Here is an 18,667-nt window from a genome sequence, read left to right as displayed (position 1 = left end):
CTTCTCATTAGGAGGGCCTTTGATGACTGATCTGCTCACCCCCATCCAGGAAGCACTCGATTTACCCGTCACCCCACTGGCCGTAACCGAAGTCGGCGCCCTGCCCTCGACCTTTGCCGTCACCGAACTGGCCAGCGCCAGCATCGGTGCCGCGGGCCAGGCGGTTGCCCAGTTGCTGTTGCAGCAAACCGGGCGCCAGCCCTCGGTGAACGTGGACCGGCGCCTCGCCTCGTTCTGGTTCTCCTCCTCGCTGCGCCCCGACGGCTGGACCACCCCGCCGCTGTGGGACCCGATTGCCGGCGACTACGCCTGCACCGATGGCTGGATTCGCCTGCACACCAATGCACCGCATCACCGTGCCGCCGCCGAGCGCGTACTCGGGCAGGTCGCTGACCGTGAAGCAATGGCCGCGAAGGTTGCGCCATGGACCGCTGCCGAGCTGGAACAGGCGATTGTCGAGGCGAACGGCTGTGCGGCGCAGATGCGCTCATGGCAAGACTGGCAAGTTCATCCACAAGGCTTGGCGGTCAATCAGGAACCGCTGGTCCATCGCCAGACCTTTGCAGCCCTCAGCGACAAACCCTGGCTGGGCTCGGTGGCAAGGCCGCTGGCGGGCATCAAGGTGCTGGACCTGACGCGCGTATTGGCCGGCCCCACCGCCAGCCGTTTTCTGGCTGGCCTCGGCGCCGATGTACTGCGCATCGACTCCCCTGAATGGAACGAACCCGGCGTGGTACCGGAAATGACCCTGGGCAAACGTTGCGCCCGCCTGGACCTGAAAAACCCCGACGACCGCCTGATCTTCGAAAACCTGCTCAAGGACACCGACATTCTGCTGCACGGCTACCGCGCCGATGCTTTGGAGCAGTTGGGCTACGGTGAGGCCGCGCTGCAAGCCCTCGCGCCTGGCCTGATCGACGCCAGCCTCAACGCTTACGGCTGGAGCGGCCCGTGGCGCAATCGCCGGGGGTTCGACAGCCTGGTGCAGATGAGCACCGGGATCGCCGAGGCTGGCAGGCAGTGGAAAAACTCGGACAAACCGGTGCCGCTGCCGTTGCAGGCGCTGGACCACGCCACCGGGTATTTGATGGCGGCCAGTGCGATTCAGGCGTTGAGTGAACGATTGAAATCCGGCCGCGGCGGTTCGGCACGGTTGTCCCTCGCGCGCACGGCAAAGTTGTTGGTGGACGCAGGACAAGTCCCTGAACAACTACCGCTGCGGGCCGAAGAACCGAGTGATCAAGGCTTGGTGGTGGAGCAAACCGCCTGGGGCCCGGCCCACCGCTTGCTGCCCCCGGTGACCATCAGCGGGACACCGTTGCAGTGGGACTTGCCCGCAGGGGAATTGGGCTCACACCGCCCTCAGTGGTGACCGAAGATCCTGTGGCGAGGGAGCTTGCTCCCGCTGGACTGCGCAGCAGGCCCCAGCTTTTGGGTCGATGGGGCCGCTTCGCGCCCCAGCGGGAGCAAGCTCCCTCGCCACAGGTATGCAGAATCAATCCGCGCGGCTCAGTGATGTCCACAAATGCTGCGCCGCATAGGCTCTAAGCGGTCGCCAGGCCTCAGCCCGCGCCAGCAACTGGCGCGGGCTCACCGGCCCGCCTTCCAGCGCCACCAGCGCATTGATCAAACCGATATCCCCCGAGGCAAACGCATCCTGCTCGCGCATCTGGCGCATGGCGATGTACTGCGCCGTCCAGTCACCAATCCCGGGTAATGCGACCAACCGCGCCACGCCTTCCTTCAGGTTCGCCTTCGCCTGGAAAATCTGCGGGTCATCCAGCAACGCCTGGGCCACGCCCGACAAGGTACGCCCGCGACTTTTCGGCATGCCGAGGGTTGCCAAATCTGCGGCTGCCAGCACCTCGGCCGAAGGAAACACATGGGTCACACCGGCATGGGGCGTCACCAGCGGCGTGCCGTACTGCGCCACCAGCTTGCCCGCCAGCTTGATCGCCGCCACCACGGTAATCTGCTGGCCCAACACCGCGCGGATCGCCAACTCCAGCCCATCCCAGGTTCCCGGCACCCGCAAGCCAGGACGCGCCGCCACCAAGCTCGCCATCAAGGGATCATTCGCCAATTGCCGGTTGATCCGCTTCGGGTCAGCCGACAGGTCAAACATGTCCCGTAACCGCCGCTCAATTTCCGGCAACGCAGCCGGGTCGGGGAAGTCCACCGTTACCTCAAGCCAATCACCGGCCCCGGGCGACACACTGAGCCAACCCTGCTGACCGTCGACACTGATACTGCGCGAGTAAACGCCTGCGTCCACCGTCTCCATCCCGCTGATCGCCCGCGCCGACAAAAAGCCCAACATCGCCGCCCAGTCATACGGCGCCTGATACGCCAGCTGCATTCTCACAACGACAATACCCCGCTGTACAACCCATACGCCGCCAGGCTCGCCCCGGCGATCACGCAGGCGAAAATGCCTTTTTCCAGATGGGTAAACAAGGGCTGGCCCTGCTCGCGCTTGGCCAGGGCAAACAGGATCACGCCCGGTGCATACAGCAGCGCCGACAGCAGCAAGTACTTCAGGCCACCGGCGTAGAGCAGCCACACCGCATAGGCCAGGGCGATCAGGCTCACCAGCAGGTCCTTGGTGCGTTCGCCATGGGCGCCTTCGTAGGTTTCACCGCGGCCGCTCAACAGCACCGCATACGCCGCCGACCACAGATAGGGCACCAGGATCATCGACGACGCCAGGTAGATCAGGGTGGTGTAGGTACTTTCCGAAAACAGCGTGATCACCAGGAACAGCTGGATCATCACATTGGTCAGCCACAGCGCATTGACCGGCACCTGATTGACGTTTTCCTTTTTCAGGAACGCCGGCATGGTCTTGTCATGGGCGGTGGCGTAGAGGATTTCGGCGCAGAGCAATGCCCACGACAGCAGCGCGCCCAACAGCGAAACCGCCAGGCCGATGCTGATCAACAGCGCGCCCCACGGGCCAACGATATGTTCCAGCACCCCGGCCAGGGACGGGTTTTGCAGGTTGGCCAGTTCCGGCTGGCTCATGATCCCGAGCGACAGCAGGTTGACCAATACCAGCAGTGCCAACACCCCCAGGAAACCGATGACCGTGGCCCGGCCCACGTCCGAGCGTTTCTCGGCCCGCGCCGAGTAGACACTGGCGCCCTCGATGCCGATAAACACAAACACCGTGACCAGCATCATGTTGCGCACCTGATCCACCACGCCGCCGAAATTCGGATTACTCAGGCCCCAGATATCCCGGGTAAAGATATCGGCCTTGAATGCCACGGCGGCGATCACGATAAACATCACCAGCGGTACGATCTTGGCCACGGTGGTGATCTGGTTGATGAACGCCGCCTCCTTGATCCCGCGCATCACCAGGAAATGCACCGCCCACAACAACACCGACGCGCAGCCAATCGCTACCGGGGTATTGCCCTGGCCGAACACCGGAAAAAAGTAGCCGAGGGTACTGAATAGCAACACGAAGTAACCGACGTTGCCCATCCAGGCACTGATCCAGTAGCCCCAGGCCGACGAGAAACCCATGTAGTCGCCAAACCCGGCCTTGGCGTACGCGTATACGCCGGAATCCAGTTCCGGCTTGCGGTTGGCCAGGGTCTGGAACACAAAGGCCAGGGTCAGCATGCCCACGGCGGTAATGCCCCAGCCAATCAACACCGCGCCTACCTCGGCCCGCGCCGCCATGTTCTGCGGCAACGAGAAAATCCCGCCGCCGATCATCGAGCCCACCACCAGGGCGATCAAGGCATTGAGGCGCAGCTTTTCCGAGGATTGGGACATGAATACTCCTGAACAAAACAACCATTGAGCCAACAACTGTGCACTCAACTAATTTATTAAGCCGGCGCAGCGTTTATTAGATATAGCCAATAAAGGCGCCTGTTTCATAACTTAAAGGCATGACAATAAACAGCGTTAAGGCAAATTTATAATTTAAATAACGCTGCGCTGTAAAAGTTTGCATATCTGCAAATACGGGCTAGCTTCAAAGGTCCATGCTAATGAGAAAACCTGTTGTTTGAAACGCAGAACCGCTCTACGACGAGCCTCTGCGAGGCACTTGAGCGCCCGTACCTTTCATCATAAGTCATTAATTCACAATGGAATGTGCCAATGAAGTGATCTGAGTCAGCTGTTTGATTAGCGCACGGATTTATTCTGTGGTCTCTCTTCTCCTGCATTGGAGTCATGCGATGTCTGAATCTCCCGGAAAACTTCGACTCGGCGCACTGGTTGCACTTGTCGTGGGTTCAATGATTGGTGGCGGGATCTTCTCACTGCCGCAAAACATGGCGGCCAGCGCCGATGTCGGCGCGGTACTGATTGGTTGGGTGATCACCGCCGTGGGCATGTTGACCCTGGCGTTCGTGTTCCAGACCCTGGCCAATCGCAAGCCCGACCTCGACGGCGGGGTCTATGCCTACGCCAAGGCCGGGTTTGGCGACTACATGGGTTTCTCATCCGCCTGGGGTTACTGGATCAGTGCCTGGTTGGGCAACGTCGGCTATTTCGTGCTGCTGTTCAGCACCCTCGGTTACTTCTTCCCCATCTTCGGCGAAGGCAACACCCCGGCGGCGGTGATCGGCGCGTCGGTGCTGCTGTGGGCCGTGCACTTCCTGGTACTGCGCGGGATCAAGGAAGCCGCGTTCATCAACCTGGTGACCACCATCGCCAAGGTGGTGCCGCTGGTGCTGTTTGTGTTGATCGCGCTCTTCGCGTTCAAGCTGGACATCTTCACCGCCGACATCTGGGGCGTGAAAAACCCGGACCTGGGCAGCGTGATGAACCAGGTGCGCAACATGATGCTGGTCACCGTCTGGGTGTTCATCGGCATTGAGGGTGCGAGCATCTTCTCGTCCCGCGCCGAAAAACGCTCCGACGTCGGCAAGGCCACGGTGATTGGTTTTATCACCGTGCTGCTGTTCCTGATGCTGGTGAACGTGCTGTCCCTGGGGATCATGACCCAACCGGAATTGGCCAAGCTGCAAAACCCGTCGATGGCCGCCGTGCTGGAGCACGTGGTGGGTCACTGGGGCGCGGTATTGATCAGCGTCGGCTTGATCATTTCCTTGCTGGGGGCGCTGCTGTCGTGGGTGCTGCTGTGTGCGGAGATCATGTTCGCCGCCGCCAAGGACCACACCATGCCGGAGTTCCTGCGTAAGGAAAACGCCAACCACGTGCCGGCCAACGCCCTGTGGCTGACCAACGCCATGGTGCAGATTTTCCTGGTGATCACGCTGTTCTCGGCCAGCACTTACCTGTCGCTGATCTACCTCGCCACCTCGATGATCCTGGTGCCTTACCTGTGGTCGGCGGCCTATGCACTGCTGCTGGCGGTGCGCGGTGAAACCTATGAAAGCGCCCCGGGCGAACGCAGGAAAGACCTGCTGATCGGCGCCATCGCGTTGATCTACGCGGTCTGGCTGCTGTACGCCGGTGGCACCAAGTACCTGTTGCTGTCCGCCCTGCTCTACGCCCCTGGCGTGATCCTGTTCGCCATGGCCAAGCATGAACTGGGCAAACCGATTTTCACCAACGTCGAGAAGCTGATTTTCGCCGCAGTCGTCATAGGCGCCCTCGTGGCGGGCTATGGCCTCTACTCCGGCTTCCTGACCCTGTAATCATTGTTCACTGGAGGATCTGTAATGACCACGGAAAAAGTGAAGTACGGCGTACATTCCGAAGCCGGCAAACTGCGCAAAGTCATGGTGTGCTCCCCAGGTTTGGCCCACCAGCGGCTGACCCCAAACAACTGCGATGAACTGCTGTTCGATGACGTGCTGTGGGTAGCCCAGGCCAAGCGCGACCACTTCGACTTCGTGACCAAGATGCGCGAGCGCGACATCGATGTGCTGGAAATGCACAACCTGCTGACCGACATCGTCGCCATCCCCGAAGCGCTGGACTGGATCCTGGAGCGCAAGATCACCGCCAACCAGGTGGGCCTGGGGCTGGTCAATGAGGTCAGCTCGTGGCTGCGCAGCCTGGAGCCGCGCAAGGTCGCCGAGTACCTGATCGGTGGCGTGTCGGCCGATGACCTGCCGAGCAGTTTCGGTGGCAAGACCATCGAGATGTTCCGCGATTTCCTCGGCCACTCAAGCTTCATCCTGCCGCCGCTGCCCAACACCCAGTTCACCCGCGACACCACCTGCTGGATCTACGGCGGCGTGACGCTGAACCCGATGTACTGGCCGGCGCGACGCCAGGAAACCCTGCTGGCCAGCGCCATCTACAAATTCCACCCCGAGTTCACCAACGCGGACTTCCAGGTGTGGTACGGCGACCCTGACCAGGAACACGGCAACGCCACCCTGGAAGGCGGCGACGTGATGCCGATTGGTAACGGCGTGGTGTTGATCGGCATGGGCGAGCGTTCCTCGCGCCAGGCCATCGGCCAACTCGCCCTGAACCTGTTCAAGCACAAGGCCGTGGAGCGTGTGATCGTCGCCGGCCTGCCAAAATCCCGCGCGGCGATGCACCTCGACACCGTGTTCAGCTTCTGCGACCGCGACCTGGTCACGATCTTCCCGGAAGTGGTCAACCAGATCGTCGCCTTCACCCTGCGCCCGGACGAGACCAAACCCGGCGGCATCGACATCCAGCGCGAAAAAACCAACTTCCTCGACACCGTCGCCGCCGCCCTGAACCTCAAGGCCCTGCGTGTGGTGGAAACCGGCGGCAACAGCTTCGCCGCCGAGCGCGAGCAGTGGGATGACGGCAACAACGTAGTGGCCGTGGAGCCTGGCGTGGTGATCGGCTACGACCGCAACACCTACACCAACACCTTGCTGCGCAAGGCCGGTGTGGAAGTCATCACCATCAGCGCCGGTGAACTCGGCCGTGGCCGTGGCGGCGGCCACTGCATGACTTGCCCGATCATTCGCGACCCAATCGACTACTGATATTCAAACCCTGGCCGCCGCTCATAAGGCGCCGGCCAGGGGGATAACCTAAACAGAAGGAGATCCACCATGGCTTTTAATATGCGCAACCGCAGCCTGCTGTCGCTGATGCACCACACCACTCGCGAGCTGCACTACCTGCTGGACCTGTCCCGCGACCTCAAGCGCGCCAAATACACCGGCACCGAGCGTCCACACCTGAAGGGCAAAAACATCGCGCTGATCTTCGAAAAAACCTCGACCCGCACCCGTTGCGCGTTCGAAGTCGCGGCCCACGACCAGGGTGCCCACGTCACCTACATCGACCCGGTGTCGTCGCAGATCGGCCACAAAGAAAGCATGAAAGACACCGCCCGCGTCCTCGGCCGGATGTTCGATGCCATCGAGTACCGTGGCTTTGAACAGGAAATCGTCGAAGAACTGGCCAAGTTCGCCGGGGTGCCGGTGTTCAACGGCCTGACCGCTGAATTCCACCCCACCCAGATGATCGCCGACACCCTGACCATGCGCGAGCACAGCGACAAGCCGCTGCATGACATCAGCTACGCCTACCTGGGCGACGCCCGCTACAACATGGGCAACTCGCTGCTGATGATTGGCGCCAAGCTGGGCATGGACGTGCGCATCGGCGCACCGAAAGCCCTGTGGCCCCATGCTGACTTCATCAAGCAGTGCCAGGCATTCGCCGAGGAAAGCGGCGCGCGCATCACCATCACCGAAGACCCGAAGGAAGCGGTGAAAGGCGTGGACTTCATCCACACCGATATCTGGGTGTCCATGGGCGAACCGGTGGAAGCGTGGGACGAGCGCATCGAGCAACTGCTGCCGTACCAGGTCAACGCCAAGATGATGAAGGCCTCGGGCAATCCCCGCGTGAAATTCATGCACTGCCTGCCGGCGTTCCACAACAGCGAGACCAAGGTCGGCAAGGACATCGCCGCGCGTTATCCGAACCTGGCCAATGGCGTGGAAGTGACCGAAGAAGTGTTTGAGTCGCCGGCCAACATTGCCTTTGAACAGGCGGAAAACCGCATGCACACCATCAAGGCGATCCTGGTGTCGGCGCTGGCGGATATCTAAACCCACACCGCTCCCACATTTGGCCCGGTGTTCACAACGCTGGATTCTGGAAGGACAACCTTATATGCGTATCGTCGTTGCACTGGGCGGCAACGCCCTTCTGCGCCGTGGTGAACCCATGACCGCAGACAATCAACGGGCCAATATCCGTATCGCCACCGAACAGATCGCCAAGATCCACAAAGGCAACGAGCTGGTGATTGCCCACGGCAATGGCCCGCAAGTGGGCCTGCTGTCGCTGCAGGCTGCCGCCTACACCCAGGTTTCACCTTACCCGCTGGATGTGTTGGGAGCCGAAACCGAGGGCATGATCGGGTACATCATCGAACAGGAACTGGGCAACCTGCTGGACTTCGAAGTGCCGTTCGCCACGCTGCTGACCCAGGTGGAAGTGGACGCCAAGGACCCGGCCTTCCAGAACCCGACCAAACCCATCGGCCCGGTGTACTCCAAAGCCGAAGCGGAAAAACTGGCCGCTGAAAAAGGCTGGGCGATTGCCCCCGATGGCGACAAGTATCGCCGCGTAGTGGCCAGCCCACGGCCAAAGCGGATCTTTGAAATCCGCCCGATCCAGTGGTTGCTGGAAAAAGGCAGCATCGTGATCTGCGCCGGCGGCGGCGGGATTCCGACGATGTATGGCGAAGACGGCAAGCTCAAGGGCATTGAAGCCGTGATCGACAAAGACCTGTGCTCCTCGTTGCTGGCCGGGCAACTGGACGCCGATTTGCTGGTGATCGCCACCGACGTCAATGCCGCCTTTATCGACTTCGGCAAGCCCACCCAGAAAGCCATCGGCCAGGCGCACCCGGACGAAATCGAAAAGCTCGGCTTCGCTGCCGGCTCCATGGGACCCAAGGTCCAGGCCGCGTGCGAGTTCGCCCGCCAGACTGGAAAAACCGCAGTGATCGGTTCACTCTCGGACATCGAAGCGATCGTCCAGGGCAGCGCCGGCACCCGCATCAGTACCGCAAAACCTGGCATCACCTACCTGTGAAGTAGAGGAGAAACGCCTATGGCTACCTTTGAACCTGGTCACCTGCACATCGAACGCCACGCGCTGAACAAGGATGACTACAGCTACAACCTGTGCATCGACTACGAAGTCAGCCAGGACCCAAAGGAAGGCAAGGGAATGCTCTTCAAGATGCACGGCACGGTGCAGGGCAAGGAGCTCAAGGAAGAGTTCTTCCTGCCCAAGGACCAGTCGTTCGACTTCGCCCGGCAGGCGATGAACATCGCGCAGAAGTACGGCATGCCGAAGATTGCCGTGCTCAATGGCCAGATGCACAAGCAGTACGATTTGATGTTTGAGGATGTGCGGCATCAGCTGGATGTGAAGCCTGGGGATCCGGTCAAACCCGAACACCTCGAATAACCTGATTTCCCAGGCACCAACCATCAAATGTGGGAGCGGGCTTGCTCGCTCCCACATTTTGATCTCTATCTTCTCCAAGGCATACTTGCCACCTCTCGCTCGCCAGAACCAAAAACAGCCCCATGCGTATCCACGTCAGCTTCATCGACCGCGTCGGCATCACCCAGGAAGTCCTGGCCTTGCTCGGTGGGCGCAATCTGAACCTGGATGCGGTGGAAATGGTTCCGCCCAACGTCTACATCGACGCCCCGACCCTAAGCGCCGAGGTACTGGAAGAGCTGCGTGATGCACTGTTCAGCGTGCGCGGCGTGCAAGCCGTGACCGTGGTCGACATCCTCCCCGGCCAGCGCCAGCACCTGCAACTCGATGCCCTGCTCGCCGCCATGACCGACCCGGTACTGGCCCTGGACAGCGCCGGCAAGATCCTGCTGGCCAACCCGGCGCTGATCGCCTTGTACGGTCGCGAACCCGCCGGGGAAAGCATCAACGAACTGTTCGACGACCCAACCCTGCTGGCCACCCTGCTGGAACACGGCTTTCGCCTGGCACTGCGGGAAATCAGCGTAAACGGCCAGACCCTGCTGCTGGACGCCACGCCGATCACCGACGCCGGCGCCCTGCTGACCCTGTACCAACCCAACCGCATCGGCGAACAACTGTCGGCGCTGCACCATGACCACGCCGAAGGTTTCGACGCGTTGTTGGGCGAGTCCCCGGCGATCCGCACCCTCAAGGCGCGGGCGCAACGGGTGGCGGCGCTGGATGCACCGTTGTTGATCCAGGGCGAGACCGGCACCGGCAAGGAGCTGGTGGCCCGTGCCTGCCACGCCATCAGCGCGCGCCACAGCGCGCCGTTCCTGGCCCTGAACTGCGCGGCGCTGCCGGAGAACCTGGCCGAGAGCGAACTGTTCGGCTACGCCCCCGGCGCCTTCACCGGTGCCCAGCGCGGCGGCAAGCCGGGGCTGATGGAACTGGCGAACCAGGGCACGGTGTTCCTCGACGAGATCGGCGAGATGTCACCGTACTTGCAGGCCAAGCTGCTGCGGTTTCTCAACGACGGCAGCTTCCGCCGGGTGGGCGGCGACCGTGAGGTGAAGGTCAATGTGCGGATCCTCAGCGCCACCCACCGCGACCTGGAAAAGATGGTCAGCGAAGGCACCTTCCGCGAAGACCTGTTCTACCGCCTCAATGTGCTCAACGTCGAAGTGCCGCCCCTGCGCGAGCGCGGCCAGGACATCCTGCTGCTGGCCCGCTACTTCATGCAGCAGGCCTGCGCGCAGATCCAGCGCCCGGTCTGCCGCCTGGCGCCGGGCACCTACCCTGCACTGCTGGGCAACCGCTGGCCGGGCAACGTGCGGCAATTACAGAACGTGATCTTCCGCGCCGCGGCCATTTGCGAAAGCAGCCTGGTGGACATCGGCGACCTGGACATCGCCGGCACCTCGGTGGCGCGGCAGAACGATGGTGAAGTCGACAGCCTGGAGCAGGCGGTGGAAGACTTCGAGCGCGGGTTGCTGGAGAAGCTCTATGTCAGCTATCCGTCCACGCGCCAGCTGGCCAGCCGCCTGCAAACCTCCCACACCGCCATTGCCCACCGCTTGCGCAAGTACGGCATTCCCAACAAGCCCTGACTGACTGCACGCGATCAACATGTGGGAGCGGGCTTGCTCGCGAATGCGTTGGGTCAGTCAATACATTCGGCACTGACATACCGCTTTCGCGAGCAAGCCCGCTCCCACATTTGATCTACGGCGCCCTCAAAAGCGACCTCCGCCTGTACTGAAAGCGCTACAGTGGAACGATATCAATACACACCGTCCCAGGCGTCGCGATGCAAGGCTTTGATCCTCATAGTCTTTTTTTCAACGGCCCAGCTGTAGCGATATCGCTACAACCACCTTCCGAACATCACCCGCCATAATCAGTAACTAATTGTTTTATAACGATAAAAAAACATTGGCCGCAATTTTGCTAAGCAACTCCCCATTATTCCAATCCCGTCCACCAGACGAATCTGGCCCTGAGGAGTTTCCATGAGCGAGTTGCGCTTTACTGAAGATCACGAATGGCTGCGCGCCGAAGCCGACGGCAGCGTGACCGTGGGCATTACCGCTTTTGCGCAGAACGCGCTGGGTGATGTGGTTTTCGTGCAACTGCCTGAGCTGCAGTCCTACGACAAAGGGGCAGAAGCCTCCACCGTTGAATCGGTCAAGGCCGCCAGCGGCGTATACATGCCATTGGACGGCGAAGTCCTCGAAGTAAACGACAAGCTGGACGGCAGCCCCGAGCTGGTCAACGAAGACCCGATGGGCGAAGGCTGGTTCTTCCGCTTTAAACCGGCTGATGCCGACGCAGTAGCTAAGCTGTTGGATCAGGATGCGTATGACCGCCTGATCAAAGCCAACGCTGAAGCCTGAGGAGCGCGCCATGACTAATCTGACCACCGCCAACGAATTCATCGCCCGCCACATCGGCCCGCGCCAGGACGACGAGCAACACATGCTCGCCACCCTGGGCTTTGATTCCCTGGAAGCCTTGAGCGCCAGCGTGATCCCGGAAAGCATCAAGGGCACCGCTGTGCTGGGCCTGAGCGACGGCCTGAGCGAAGCCGACGCACTGGCTTCGATCAAGGCGATTGCCGCCAAGAACGAGCTGTTCAAGACCTACATCGGCCAGGGCTACTACAACTGCCACACACCGTCGCCGATCCTGCGCAACCTCCTGGAAAACCCGGCCTGGTACACCGCCTACACGCCGTATCAGCCGGAGATTTCCCAGGGCCGCCTGGAGTCGCTGCTGAACTTCCAGACGCTGATCAGCGACCTCACCGGCCTGCCGATCGCCAACGCCTCGCTGTTGGACGAAGCCACCGCCGCTGCCGAAGCCATGACCTTCTGCAAACGCCTGAGCAAGAACAAAGGCAGCAACGCGTTCTTCGCCTCCGTGCACAGCCACCCGCAAACCCTCGACGTATTGCGCACCCGTGCCGAGCCGCTGGGCATCGACGTGGTCGTGGGCGACGAGCGTGAACTGACCGACGTCAGCGCCTTCTTCGGCGCCCTGCTGCAATACCCGGCGAGCAACGGTGACGTGTTCGACTACCGCGAACTGACCGAGCGCTTCCACGCCGCCAATGCGCTGGTGGCCGTGGCCGCCGACCTGCTGGCCCTGACCCTGCTGACCCCGCCGGGTGAGTTCGGCGCCGACGTGGCCATCGGCAGTGCACAACGCTTCGGCGTGCCGCTGGGCTTCGGTGGCCCGCATGCAGCGTACTTCTCCACCAAGGATGCGTTCAAGCGCGACATGCCGGGCCGCCTGGTCGGTGTCTCCGTGGACCGTTTCGGCAAGCCGGCCCTGCGCCTGGCCATGCAGACCCGCGAGCAACATATCCGCCGCGAGAAGGCCACCAGCAACATCTGCACCGCCCAGGTATTGCTCGCCAACATCGCCAGCATGTATGCCGTGTACCACGGCCCGAAAGGCCTGACCCAGATCGCCAACCGCATTCACCACCTGACCGCGATCTTCGCCAAAGGCTTGGGCGCATTGGGCCTGGCGGTTGAACAAGCCCACTTCTTCGACACCCTGACCATCAAGACCGGCGCGCAAACTGCTGCCCTGCACGACAAGGCTCGCGCCCAGCGCATCAACCTGCGTGTGGTCGACGGCGAACGCGTTGGCCTGTCGGTGGACGAAACCACCTCCCAAGCCGACATCGAAACCCTGTGGAGCGTGTTCGCCGGCGGTAAAGCCCTGCCGGACTTCGCCGCATTGGCTGCCAGCGTTGAAAGCACCCTGCCGGCCGCGCTGCTGCGCCAGTCGCCAATTCTCAGCCACCCGGTGTTCAACCGTTACCACTCCGAAACCGAGCTGATGCGCTACCTGCGCAAACTGGCCGACAAGGACCTGGCCCTGGATCGCACCATGATCCCGCTGGGCTCGTGCACCATGAAGCTCAACGCCGCCAGCGAAATGATCCCGGTGACCTGGGCCGAGTTCGGTGCCCTGCACCCGTTCGCCCCGGCCTCGCAAAGCGCCGGCTACCAGCAACTGACGACCGAACTGGAAGCCATGCTCTGCGCGGCCACCGGTTACGACGCGATTTCCCTGCAACCGAACGCCGGTTCCCAGGGCGAATACGCCGGCCTGCTGGCCATCCGTGCCTATCACCAGAGCCGTGGCGAAGAACGCCGCGACATCTGCCTGATCCCGTCGTCGGCCCACGGCACCAACCCGGCCACCGCCAACATGGCCGGCATGCGCGTCGTGGTCACCGCCTGCGATGCACGCGGTAACGTCGACATCGACGACCTGCGTGCCAAGGCCATCGAGCACCGCGAGCACCTCGCAGCGCTGATGATCACCTACCCGTCCACCCACGGCGTGTTCGAAGAAGGCATCCGCGAAATCTGCGGGATCATTCACGACAACGGCGGCCAGGTGTACATCGACGGCGCCAACATGAACGCGATGGTCGGCCTCTGCGCCCCGGGCAAGTTCGGCGGCGATGTGTCCCACTTGAACCTGCACAAGACCTTCTGCATTCCCCACGGTGGTGGCGGCCCGGGCGTCGGCCCGATTGGCGTCAAATCCCACCTGACGCCGTTCCTGCCCGGCCATGCCGCGATGGAACGCAAGGAAGGCGCGGTCTGCGCCGCACCGTTCGGCAGCGCGAGCATTTTGCCGATCACCTGGATGTACATCAGCATGATGGGCGGCGCGGGCCTCAAGCGCGCTTCGCAGCTGGCGATCCTCAACGCCAACTACATTTCCCGTCGCCTGGAAGAGCACTACCCGGTGCTGTACACCGGCAGCAACGGCCTGGTGGCCCACGAATGCATCCTCGACCTGCGCCCGTTGAAAGACAGCAGCGGCATCAGCGTGGATGACGTGGCCAAGCGTCTGATCGACTTTGGTTTCCATGCGCCGACCATGTCGTTCCCGGTGGCCGGCACCTTGATGATCGAGCCGACCGAAAGCGAATCCAGGGAAGAACTGGACCGCTTCTGCGACGCGATGATCGCCATCCGCGAAGAAATCCGCGCGGTGGAAAATGGCTCGCTGGACAAGGACGACAACCCGCTGAAAAACGCGCCACACACTGCCGCGGAACTGGTTGGCGAATGGAGCCACCCATACAGCCGTGAACAAGCGGTGTACCCGGTGGCGTCGTTGATCGAAGCCAAGTACTGGCCGCCGGTTGGCCGGGTCGACAACGTGTTTGGCGATCGCAATTTGGTGTGCGCTTGCCCGTCGATCGAAAGCTACGCGTAACCTGATGTGGGAGCGGGCTTGCTCGCGAATGCGGAGTGTCAGTTGATACATCTGGTGACTGACCCACCGCTTTCGCGAGCAAGCCCGCTCCCACATTGGACCGCGTACATCCGATCAATAATAAGAAACCGGAGAACAACCATGTCTTTAAGCGTGTTCGACCTGTTCAAGATTGGCATCGGCCCCTCCAGCTCCCACACCGTCGGCCCGATGCGCGCTGCCGCTCGATTCGTCGAGGGACTGAAGCGCGACAACCTGCTGGGCGCCACCACCTGCGTCAAGGTGGAGCTCTACGGCTCACTCGGCGCCACCGGCAAAGGCCACGGCAGTGACAAGGCCGTATTGCTGGGCCTGGAAGGCGAGCACCCGGACACCGTGAACACCGAAACCGTTGCCGCCCGCCTGTTGGAAATTCGCGGCAACGCACGCTTGAACCTGCTCGGCGAACACAGCATTGCGTTCAACGAGAAAGAACACCTGGCGATGATTCGCAAACCCCTGCCCTATCATCCCAACGGCATGATCTTCCGCGCCTTCGACGCCGCCGGCTTGCAGATTCGCAGCCGCGAGTACTACTCGGTGGGCGGCGGTTTTGTGGTGGATGAAGACGCCGCCGGCCACGACCGGATTGTCGAAGACGCCACGCCCCTGACGTTCCCGTTCAAAAGTGCCAAGGACTTGCTCGGCCATTGCGCCACCTATGGGCTGTCCATCAGCCAGGTGATGCTGACCAATGAAAGCGCCTGGCGCCCGGAAGCGGAAACCCGCGCCGGCCTGCTGAAGATCTGGCAGGTGATGCAGGACTGCGTGGACGCGGGCTGTCGCAACGAAGGGATTTTGCCGGGAGGGCTGAAGGTCAAGCGCCGCGCCGCCGCGTTGCATCGCCAACTGTGCAAGAACCCGGAATCGGCGCTGCGCGACCCGCTGTCGGTGCTGGACTGGGTCAACCTGTACGCCCTGGCGGTCAACGAAGAAAACGCCAATGGCGGGCGCGTGGTGACGGCGCCCACCAACGGTGCGGCCGGGATTGTGCCGGCGGTGTTGCACTACTACATGCGCTTTATCCCGGGGGCCAGCGAAGACGGAGTGGTGCGCTTCCTGCTCACCGCCGCAGCCATCGGCATTCTATACAAGGAAAACGCCTCGATCTCCGGCGCCGAAGTCGGCTGCCAGGGGGAAGTCGGCGTGGCCTGTTCCATGGCTGCCGGCGCCCTTTGCGAAGTGTTGGGCGGTACGGTTTCCCAGGTAGAAAACGCCGCCGAGATCGGCATGGAACACAACCTCGGCCTGACCTGCGACCCCATCGGCGGCTTGGTGCAGGTGCCCTGCATCGAGCGCAACGCCATGGGTTCGGTCAAGGCCATCAATGCGGTGCGCATGGCCCTGCGCGGCGACGGGCAACACTTCGTGTCCCTCGACAAGGTCATCCGCACCATGCGCCAGACCGGCGCTGACATGAAAAGCAAATACAAGGAAACCGCCCGTGGCGGTTTGGCGGTCAACATTATCGAGTGCTGACGCCTATAAGCGCGTCCGCACGTTTTTCAGGAGCTGAATATGTCCACCGAAACCCTGTTGAAAACCCCGTTGCACGCCCTGCACATCGAACTGGGCGCACGCATGGTGCCCTTCGCCGGCTACGACATGCCGGTGCAATACCCGCTGGGCGTGATGAAAGAACACCTGCACACCCGTGAACAGGCCGGGTTGTTCGATGTGTCGCACATGGGCCAGATCCGCCTGACCGGCGCCGGTGCCGCCAAGGCCCTGGAAACCCTGGTGCCGGTGGACATCATCGACCTGCCGGTGGGCATGCAGCGTTATGCGATGTTCACCAACGAGCAAGGCGGCATCCTGGATGACCTGATGGTCGCCAACCTCGGTAACGACGAACTGTTCCTGGTGGTCAACGCCGCCTGCAAGGACCAGGACCTGGCCCACCTGCGCCAGCACATCGGTGACCAGTGCACCATCGAGCCACTGTTCGAGGAACGCGCCCTGCTGGCCCTGCAAGGCCCGGCTGCCGTCAGCGTGCTGGCGCGCCTGGCGCCGGAGGTCAAGCACATGACCTTCATGCAATTCGCACCGACCCGCCTGCTGGGCGTGGACTGCTACGTCAGCCGCTCGGGCTACACCGGCGAAGACGGCTTCGAAATCTCGGTACCGGCGGCGAACGCCGAGGCCCTGGCCCGCAGCCTGCTGGCCGAAACCGAAGTACAGGCCATCGGCCTGGGCGCCCGCGACTCCCTGCGCCTGGAAGCCGGCCTGTGCCTTTATGGCCATGACATGAACACCGAGACCACGCCGATTGAAGCCAGCCTGTTGTGGGCAATTTCCAAGGCCCGTCGTGCTGATGGCGCACGCGCCGGTGGCTTCCCGGGCGCCGATGCGATCTTCACCCAGCAACAAACCGGCGTCAGCCGCAAACGCGTAGGCCTGTTGCCACAGGAACGCACGCCGGTCCGTGAAGGCGCAGAAATCGTCGACGAACATGGCACCGTGATCGGCAGCGTCTGCAGCGGCGGTTTTGGCCCGAGCCTGGGCGGCCCGCTGGCCATGGGTTATCTGGACAGCGCTTTCATCGCACTGGATACCGAAGTATCTGCGTTGGTACGTGGGAAAAAGGTGCCACTACGTGTAAGTAAAATGCCATTCGTGCCACAACGTTACTACCGTGGTTGATTGACTGTTCCTATAAGTAACGCGGTTGCGTTAACGTGCACTAATCTGTAACGCAACCGCCACATTAAAGTGCATTGACGATAGTCAATGTTATGTTCAGTCACCTATAACAAGTGACGAATTCTATCGAATAAACGCGTTCCACATTGTGGACAGAAGTGTAACGAGGCCGAGCAAAACCTGGGGTTTTGCCGGGGCTTGTTTTTTCTGTATTAGTTGGCGTAGAGTTTGCCCACTGTGTTTGCATGGGTCGCTTTGAACCTGGACCTGGGCAGTAGCCAAAGTTTGCTACAACCCGTTCGACGTCTCTTACTTTCCTGCAACCCAGCCCAGTACTCTTTCATGTGAAAGGGGCTGTCATTAATTTTTTTGCGTCAAGGAAATAAGAAAATGGCTGATCGTCAGAGCGGTACCGTCAAGTGGTTTAACGACGAAAAAGGGTTTGGTTTTATCACTCCAGAAAGCGGTCCGGATCTGTTCGTCCACTTCCGCGCTATTCAGGGCAACGGCTTCAAAAGCCTGAAAGAAGGCCAGAAAGTGACCTTCATCGCGGTGCAAGGCCAGAAAGGCATGCAAGCCGACGAAGTACAAGCAGAAGGCTGATCCTTGCTGCGACAAAAAGCCCCTGATATGACATCAGGGGCTTTTTTATGGGCGTTCTTCCGTAAAATGGCTTTTTTCCTGCCGAGAGCCATGCCATGTCGAAACACCTGCTGAGCCCCCAAGGCGAGTTTCCCGCCGTAGGCCTGGGCCGTCGTCTGGCAGCGATGTTCTATGACTTCCTGTTGTGCACCGCCCTGCTGATCGTCACGGCCTTTATCTACAAGCTGGTGTGGATGGGGTTTGTCGGTGAGGCCAAGTTGCGGGCGCTTTCCGAATCCGGCGCGCTGGATGGTGATCCGCTGTTGTCGACGATTTTGTTTTTTGTGTTGTTTGGGTTTTTTGCCAAGTTCTGGACGCACTCGGGGCAGACCCTGGGGATGCAGGTTTGGGGGGTGCGGGTGCAGAACGCTGATGGGTCGCGGATTAGTCTGTGGCAGGCGTTGTTGCGGTTTGTGGTGTCGATTGCTTCGTGGTTGTGCCTGGGGCTTGGGTTTATCTGGTCGTTGTTCGACAAGCAGAAGCGTGGCTGGCATGACATCTACTCCGACACGCAGTTGGTGCGGGTTCCGAAGAAAAAGAAGTAGGTTTTCAGGTTGGGGGCATATCCGTTGCTGCGGTTATGGCCGCTATTGGTTCCGCTCTTACAGCGGCTCACTTTTGAAAAGCGCAAAAGTAAGCAAAACGCTCTTGCCCCACCACTCGGCACCTCGCCTAGGCTCGGTGTGCCCTCACTCCGGCTTTG

The 18,667-nt window shown here is 61.4% G+C and carries 15 protein-coding genes; 13 read left to right on the top strand and 2 right to left on the bottom strand.

The annotated features are described in order from the left end of the window. Positions 1-22: 22 nt before the first annotated feature. Positions 23-1,372: a CoA transferase gene (locus tag HX873_RS05710; RefSeq protein WP_177122466.1), complete on the top strand. Its 1,350-nt coding sequence runs from the start codon at positions 23-25 to the stop codon at positions 1,370-1,372. Positions 1,373-1,495: 123 nt separating this feature from the next. Here the strand turns inward: HX873_RS05710 and HX873_RS05705 are convergent, their stop codons facing one another. Beyond that, on the bottom strand, positions 1,496-2,359 hold the full coding sequence (locus tag HX873_RS05705) for a DNA-3-methyladenine glycosylase (protein WP_008433096.1): 864 nt from the start codon (positions 2,357-2,359) through the stop codon (positions 1,496-1,498). A 2-nt stretch (positions 2,360-2,361) separates the two neighbouring features. Then, positions 2,362-3,789 (bottom strand): arginine-ornithine antiporter, encoded by a 1,428-nt coding sequence (gene arcD / locus HX873_RS05700; RefSeq protein WP_003220058.1) that lies wholly within the window; start codon positions 3,787-3,789, stop codon positions 2,362-2,364. 413 nt (positions 3,790-4,202) lie between these two features. Here arcD (HX873_RS05700) and arcD (HX873_RS05695) point away from each other — a divergent pair, with 413 nt between their 5' ends. From arcD (HX873_RS05695) to HX873_RS05640, 12 genes are all read left to right on the top strand, one after another. Next, positions 4,203-5,630, top strand: a complete 1,428-nt coding sequence (gene arcD, locus HX873_RS05695; RefSeq protein ID WP_003220056.1) for an arginine-ornithine antiporter — start codon at positions 4,203-4,205, stop codon at positions 5,628-5,630. A 24-nt stretch (positions 5,631-5,654) separates the two neighbouring features. Next, positions 5,655-6,911, top strand: a complete 1,257-nt coding sequence (arcA, locus tag HX873_RS05690) for an arginine deiminase (protein ID WP_003220054.1) — start codon at positions 5,655-5,657, stop codon at positions 6,909-6,911. Positions 6,912-6,980: 69 nt separating this feature from the next. Beyond that, positions 6,981-7,991, top strand: coding sequence for an ornithine carbamoyltransferase (locus HX873_RS05685; protein ID WP_003220053.1), 1,011 nt, complete (start codon positions 6,981-6,983; stop codon positions 7,989-7,991). A gap of 64 nt (positions 7,992-8,055) precedes the next feature. Continuing rightward, positions 8,056-8,985, top strand: a complete 930-nt coding sequence (gene arcC / locus HX873_RS05680) for a carbamate kinase (RefSeq protein ID WP_087692649.1) — start codon at positions 8,056-8,058, stop codon at positions 8,983-8,985. Between the two features lie 18 nt (positions 8,986-9,003). After that, positions 9,004-9,366: a DUF5064 family protein gene (locus HX873_RS05675; RefSeq protein WP_003220051.1), complete on the top strand. Its 363-nt coding sequence runs from the start codon at positions 9,004-9,006 to the stop codon at positions 9,364-9,366. A 122-nt stretch (positions 9,367-9,488) separates the two neighbouring features. Then, complete coding sequence (locus HX873_RS05670) at positions 9,489-10,997, top strand: sigma-54-dependent transcriptional regulator (RefSeq protein ID WP_102605962.1); 1,509 nt, start codon at positions 9,489-9,491, stop codon at positions 10,995-10,997. Positions 10,998-11,399: 402 nt separating this feature from the next. Beyond that, the gene (gcvH, locus tag HX873_RS05665) at positions 11,400-11,783 is read left to right on the top strand and encodes a glycine cleavage system protein GcvH (RefSeq protein WP_003220049.1); all 384 of its coding nucleotides are present in this window, start codon (positions 11,400-11,402) and stop codon (positions 11,781-11,783) included. Between the two features lie 10 nt (positions 11,784-11,793). Further along, a complete protein-coding gene (gcvP, locus tag HX873_RS05660) occupies positions 11,794-14,640 on the top strand; it encodes an aminomethyl-transferring glycine dehydrogenase (RefSeq protein WP_177122465.1) in 2,847 nt (948 codons plus the stop codon). Between the two features lie 141 nt (positions 14,641-14,781). Continuing rightward, on the top strand, positions 14,782-16,158 hold the full coding sequence (locus HX873_RS05655; protein ID WP_087692646.1) for an L-serine ammonia-lyase: 1,377 nt from the start codon (positions 14,782-14,784) through the stop codon (positions 16,156-16,158). A 39-nt stretch (positions 16,159-16,197) separates the two neighbouring features. Continuing rightward, a complete protein-coding gene (gene gcvT / locus HX873_RS05650; protein WP_003220046.1) occupies positions 16,198-17,322 on the top strand; it encodes a glycine cleavage system aminomethyltransferase GcvT in 1,125 nt (374 codons plus the stop codon). A gap of 390 nt (positions 17,323-17,712) precedes the next feature. Then, positions 17,713-17,925, top strand: coding sequence for a cold-shock protein (locus tag HX873_RS05645; RefSeq protein WP_003220045.1), 213 nt, complete (start codon positions 17,713-17,715; stop codon positions 17,923-17,925). Between the two features lie 95 nt (positions 17,926-18,020). Next, a complete protein-coding gene (locus HX873_RS05640) occupies positions 18,021-18,509 on the top strand; it encodes an RDD family protein (RefSeq protein ID WP_017475695.1) in 489 nt (162 codons plus the stop codon). The last annotated feature ends 158 nt before the right edge of the window (positions 18,510-18,667 follow it).

Origin of the sequence: Pseudomonas sp. P7758 (genome assembly GCF_013386485.1) — a bacterium.
In the GTDB taxonomy this organism is placed as follows: Bacteria; Pseudomonadota; Gammaproteobacteria; order Pseudomonadales; family Pseudomonadaceae; genus Aquipseudomonas.
The sequence above is the reverse complement of the archived record's forward strand: the minus strand, read 5'-3'. Positions and strand labels throughout refer to the sequence as shown.

Excerpts from the sequence above, each read along its gene's own strand:
- HX873_RS05670 (WP_102605962.1), top strand. The coding sequence starts at position 9,489 with ATGCGTATCCACGTCAGCTTCATCGACCGCGTCGGCATCACCCAGGAA.
- arcC (WP_087692649.1), top strand. The coding sequence starts at position 8,056 with ATGCGTATCGTCGTTGCACTGGGCGGCAACGCCCTTCTGCGCCGTGGT.
- gcvP (WP_177122465.1), top strand. The coding sequence starts at position 11,794 with ATGACTAATCTGACCACCGCCAACGAATTCATCGCCCGCCACATCGGC.
- HX873_RS05705 (WP_008433096.1), bottom strand. The coding sequence starts at position 2,359 with ATGCAGCTGGCGTATCAGGCGCCGTATGACTGGGCGGCGATGTTGGGC.
- HX873_RS05645 (WP_003220045.1), top strand. The coding sequence starts at position 17,713 with ATGGCTGATCGTCAGAGCGGTACCGTCAAGTGGTTTAACGACGAAAAA.
- arcA (WP_003220054.1), top strand. The coding sequence starts at position 5,655 with ATGACCACGGAAAAAGTGAAGTACGGCGTACATTCCGAAGCCGGCAAA.
- arcD (WP_003220058.1), bottom strand. The coding sequence starts at position 3,789 with ATGTCCCAATCCTCGGAAAAGCTGCGCCTCAATGCCTTGATCGCCCTG.
- gcvT (WP_003220046.1), top strand. The coding sequence starts at position 16,198 with ATGTCCACCGAAACCCTGTTGAAAACCCCGTTGCACGCCCTGCACATC.
- gcvH (WP_003220049.1), top strand. The coding sequence starts at position 11,400 with ATGAGCGAGTTGCGCTTTACTGAAGATCACGAATGGCTGCGCGCCGAA.
- HX873_RS05640 (WP_017475695.1), top strand. The coding sequence starts at position 18,021 with ATGTCGAAACACCTGCTGAGCCCCCAAGGCGAGTTTCCCGCCGTAGGC.
- arcD (WP_003220056.1), top strand. The coding sequence starts at position 4,203 with ATGTCTGAATCTCCCGGAAAACTTCGACTCGGCGCACTGGTTGCACTT.
- HX873_RS05655 (WP_087692646.1), top strand. The coding sequence starts at position 14,782 with ATGTCTTTAAGCGTGTTCGACCTGTTCAAGATTGGCATCGGCCCCTCC.
- HX873_RS05710 (WP_177122466.1), top strand. The coding sequence starts at position 23 with ATGACTGATCTGCTCACCCCCATCCAGGAAGCACTCGATTTACCCGTC.
- HX873_RS05675 (WP_003220051.1), top strand. The coding sequence starts at position 9,004 with ATGGCTACCTTTGAACCTGGTCACCTGCACATCGAACGCCACGCGCTG.
- HX873_RS05685 (WP_003220053.1), top strand. The coding sequence starts at position 6,981 with ATGGCTTTTAATATGCGCAACCGCAGCCTGCTGTCGCTGATGCACCAC.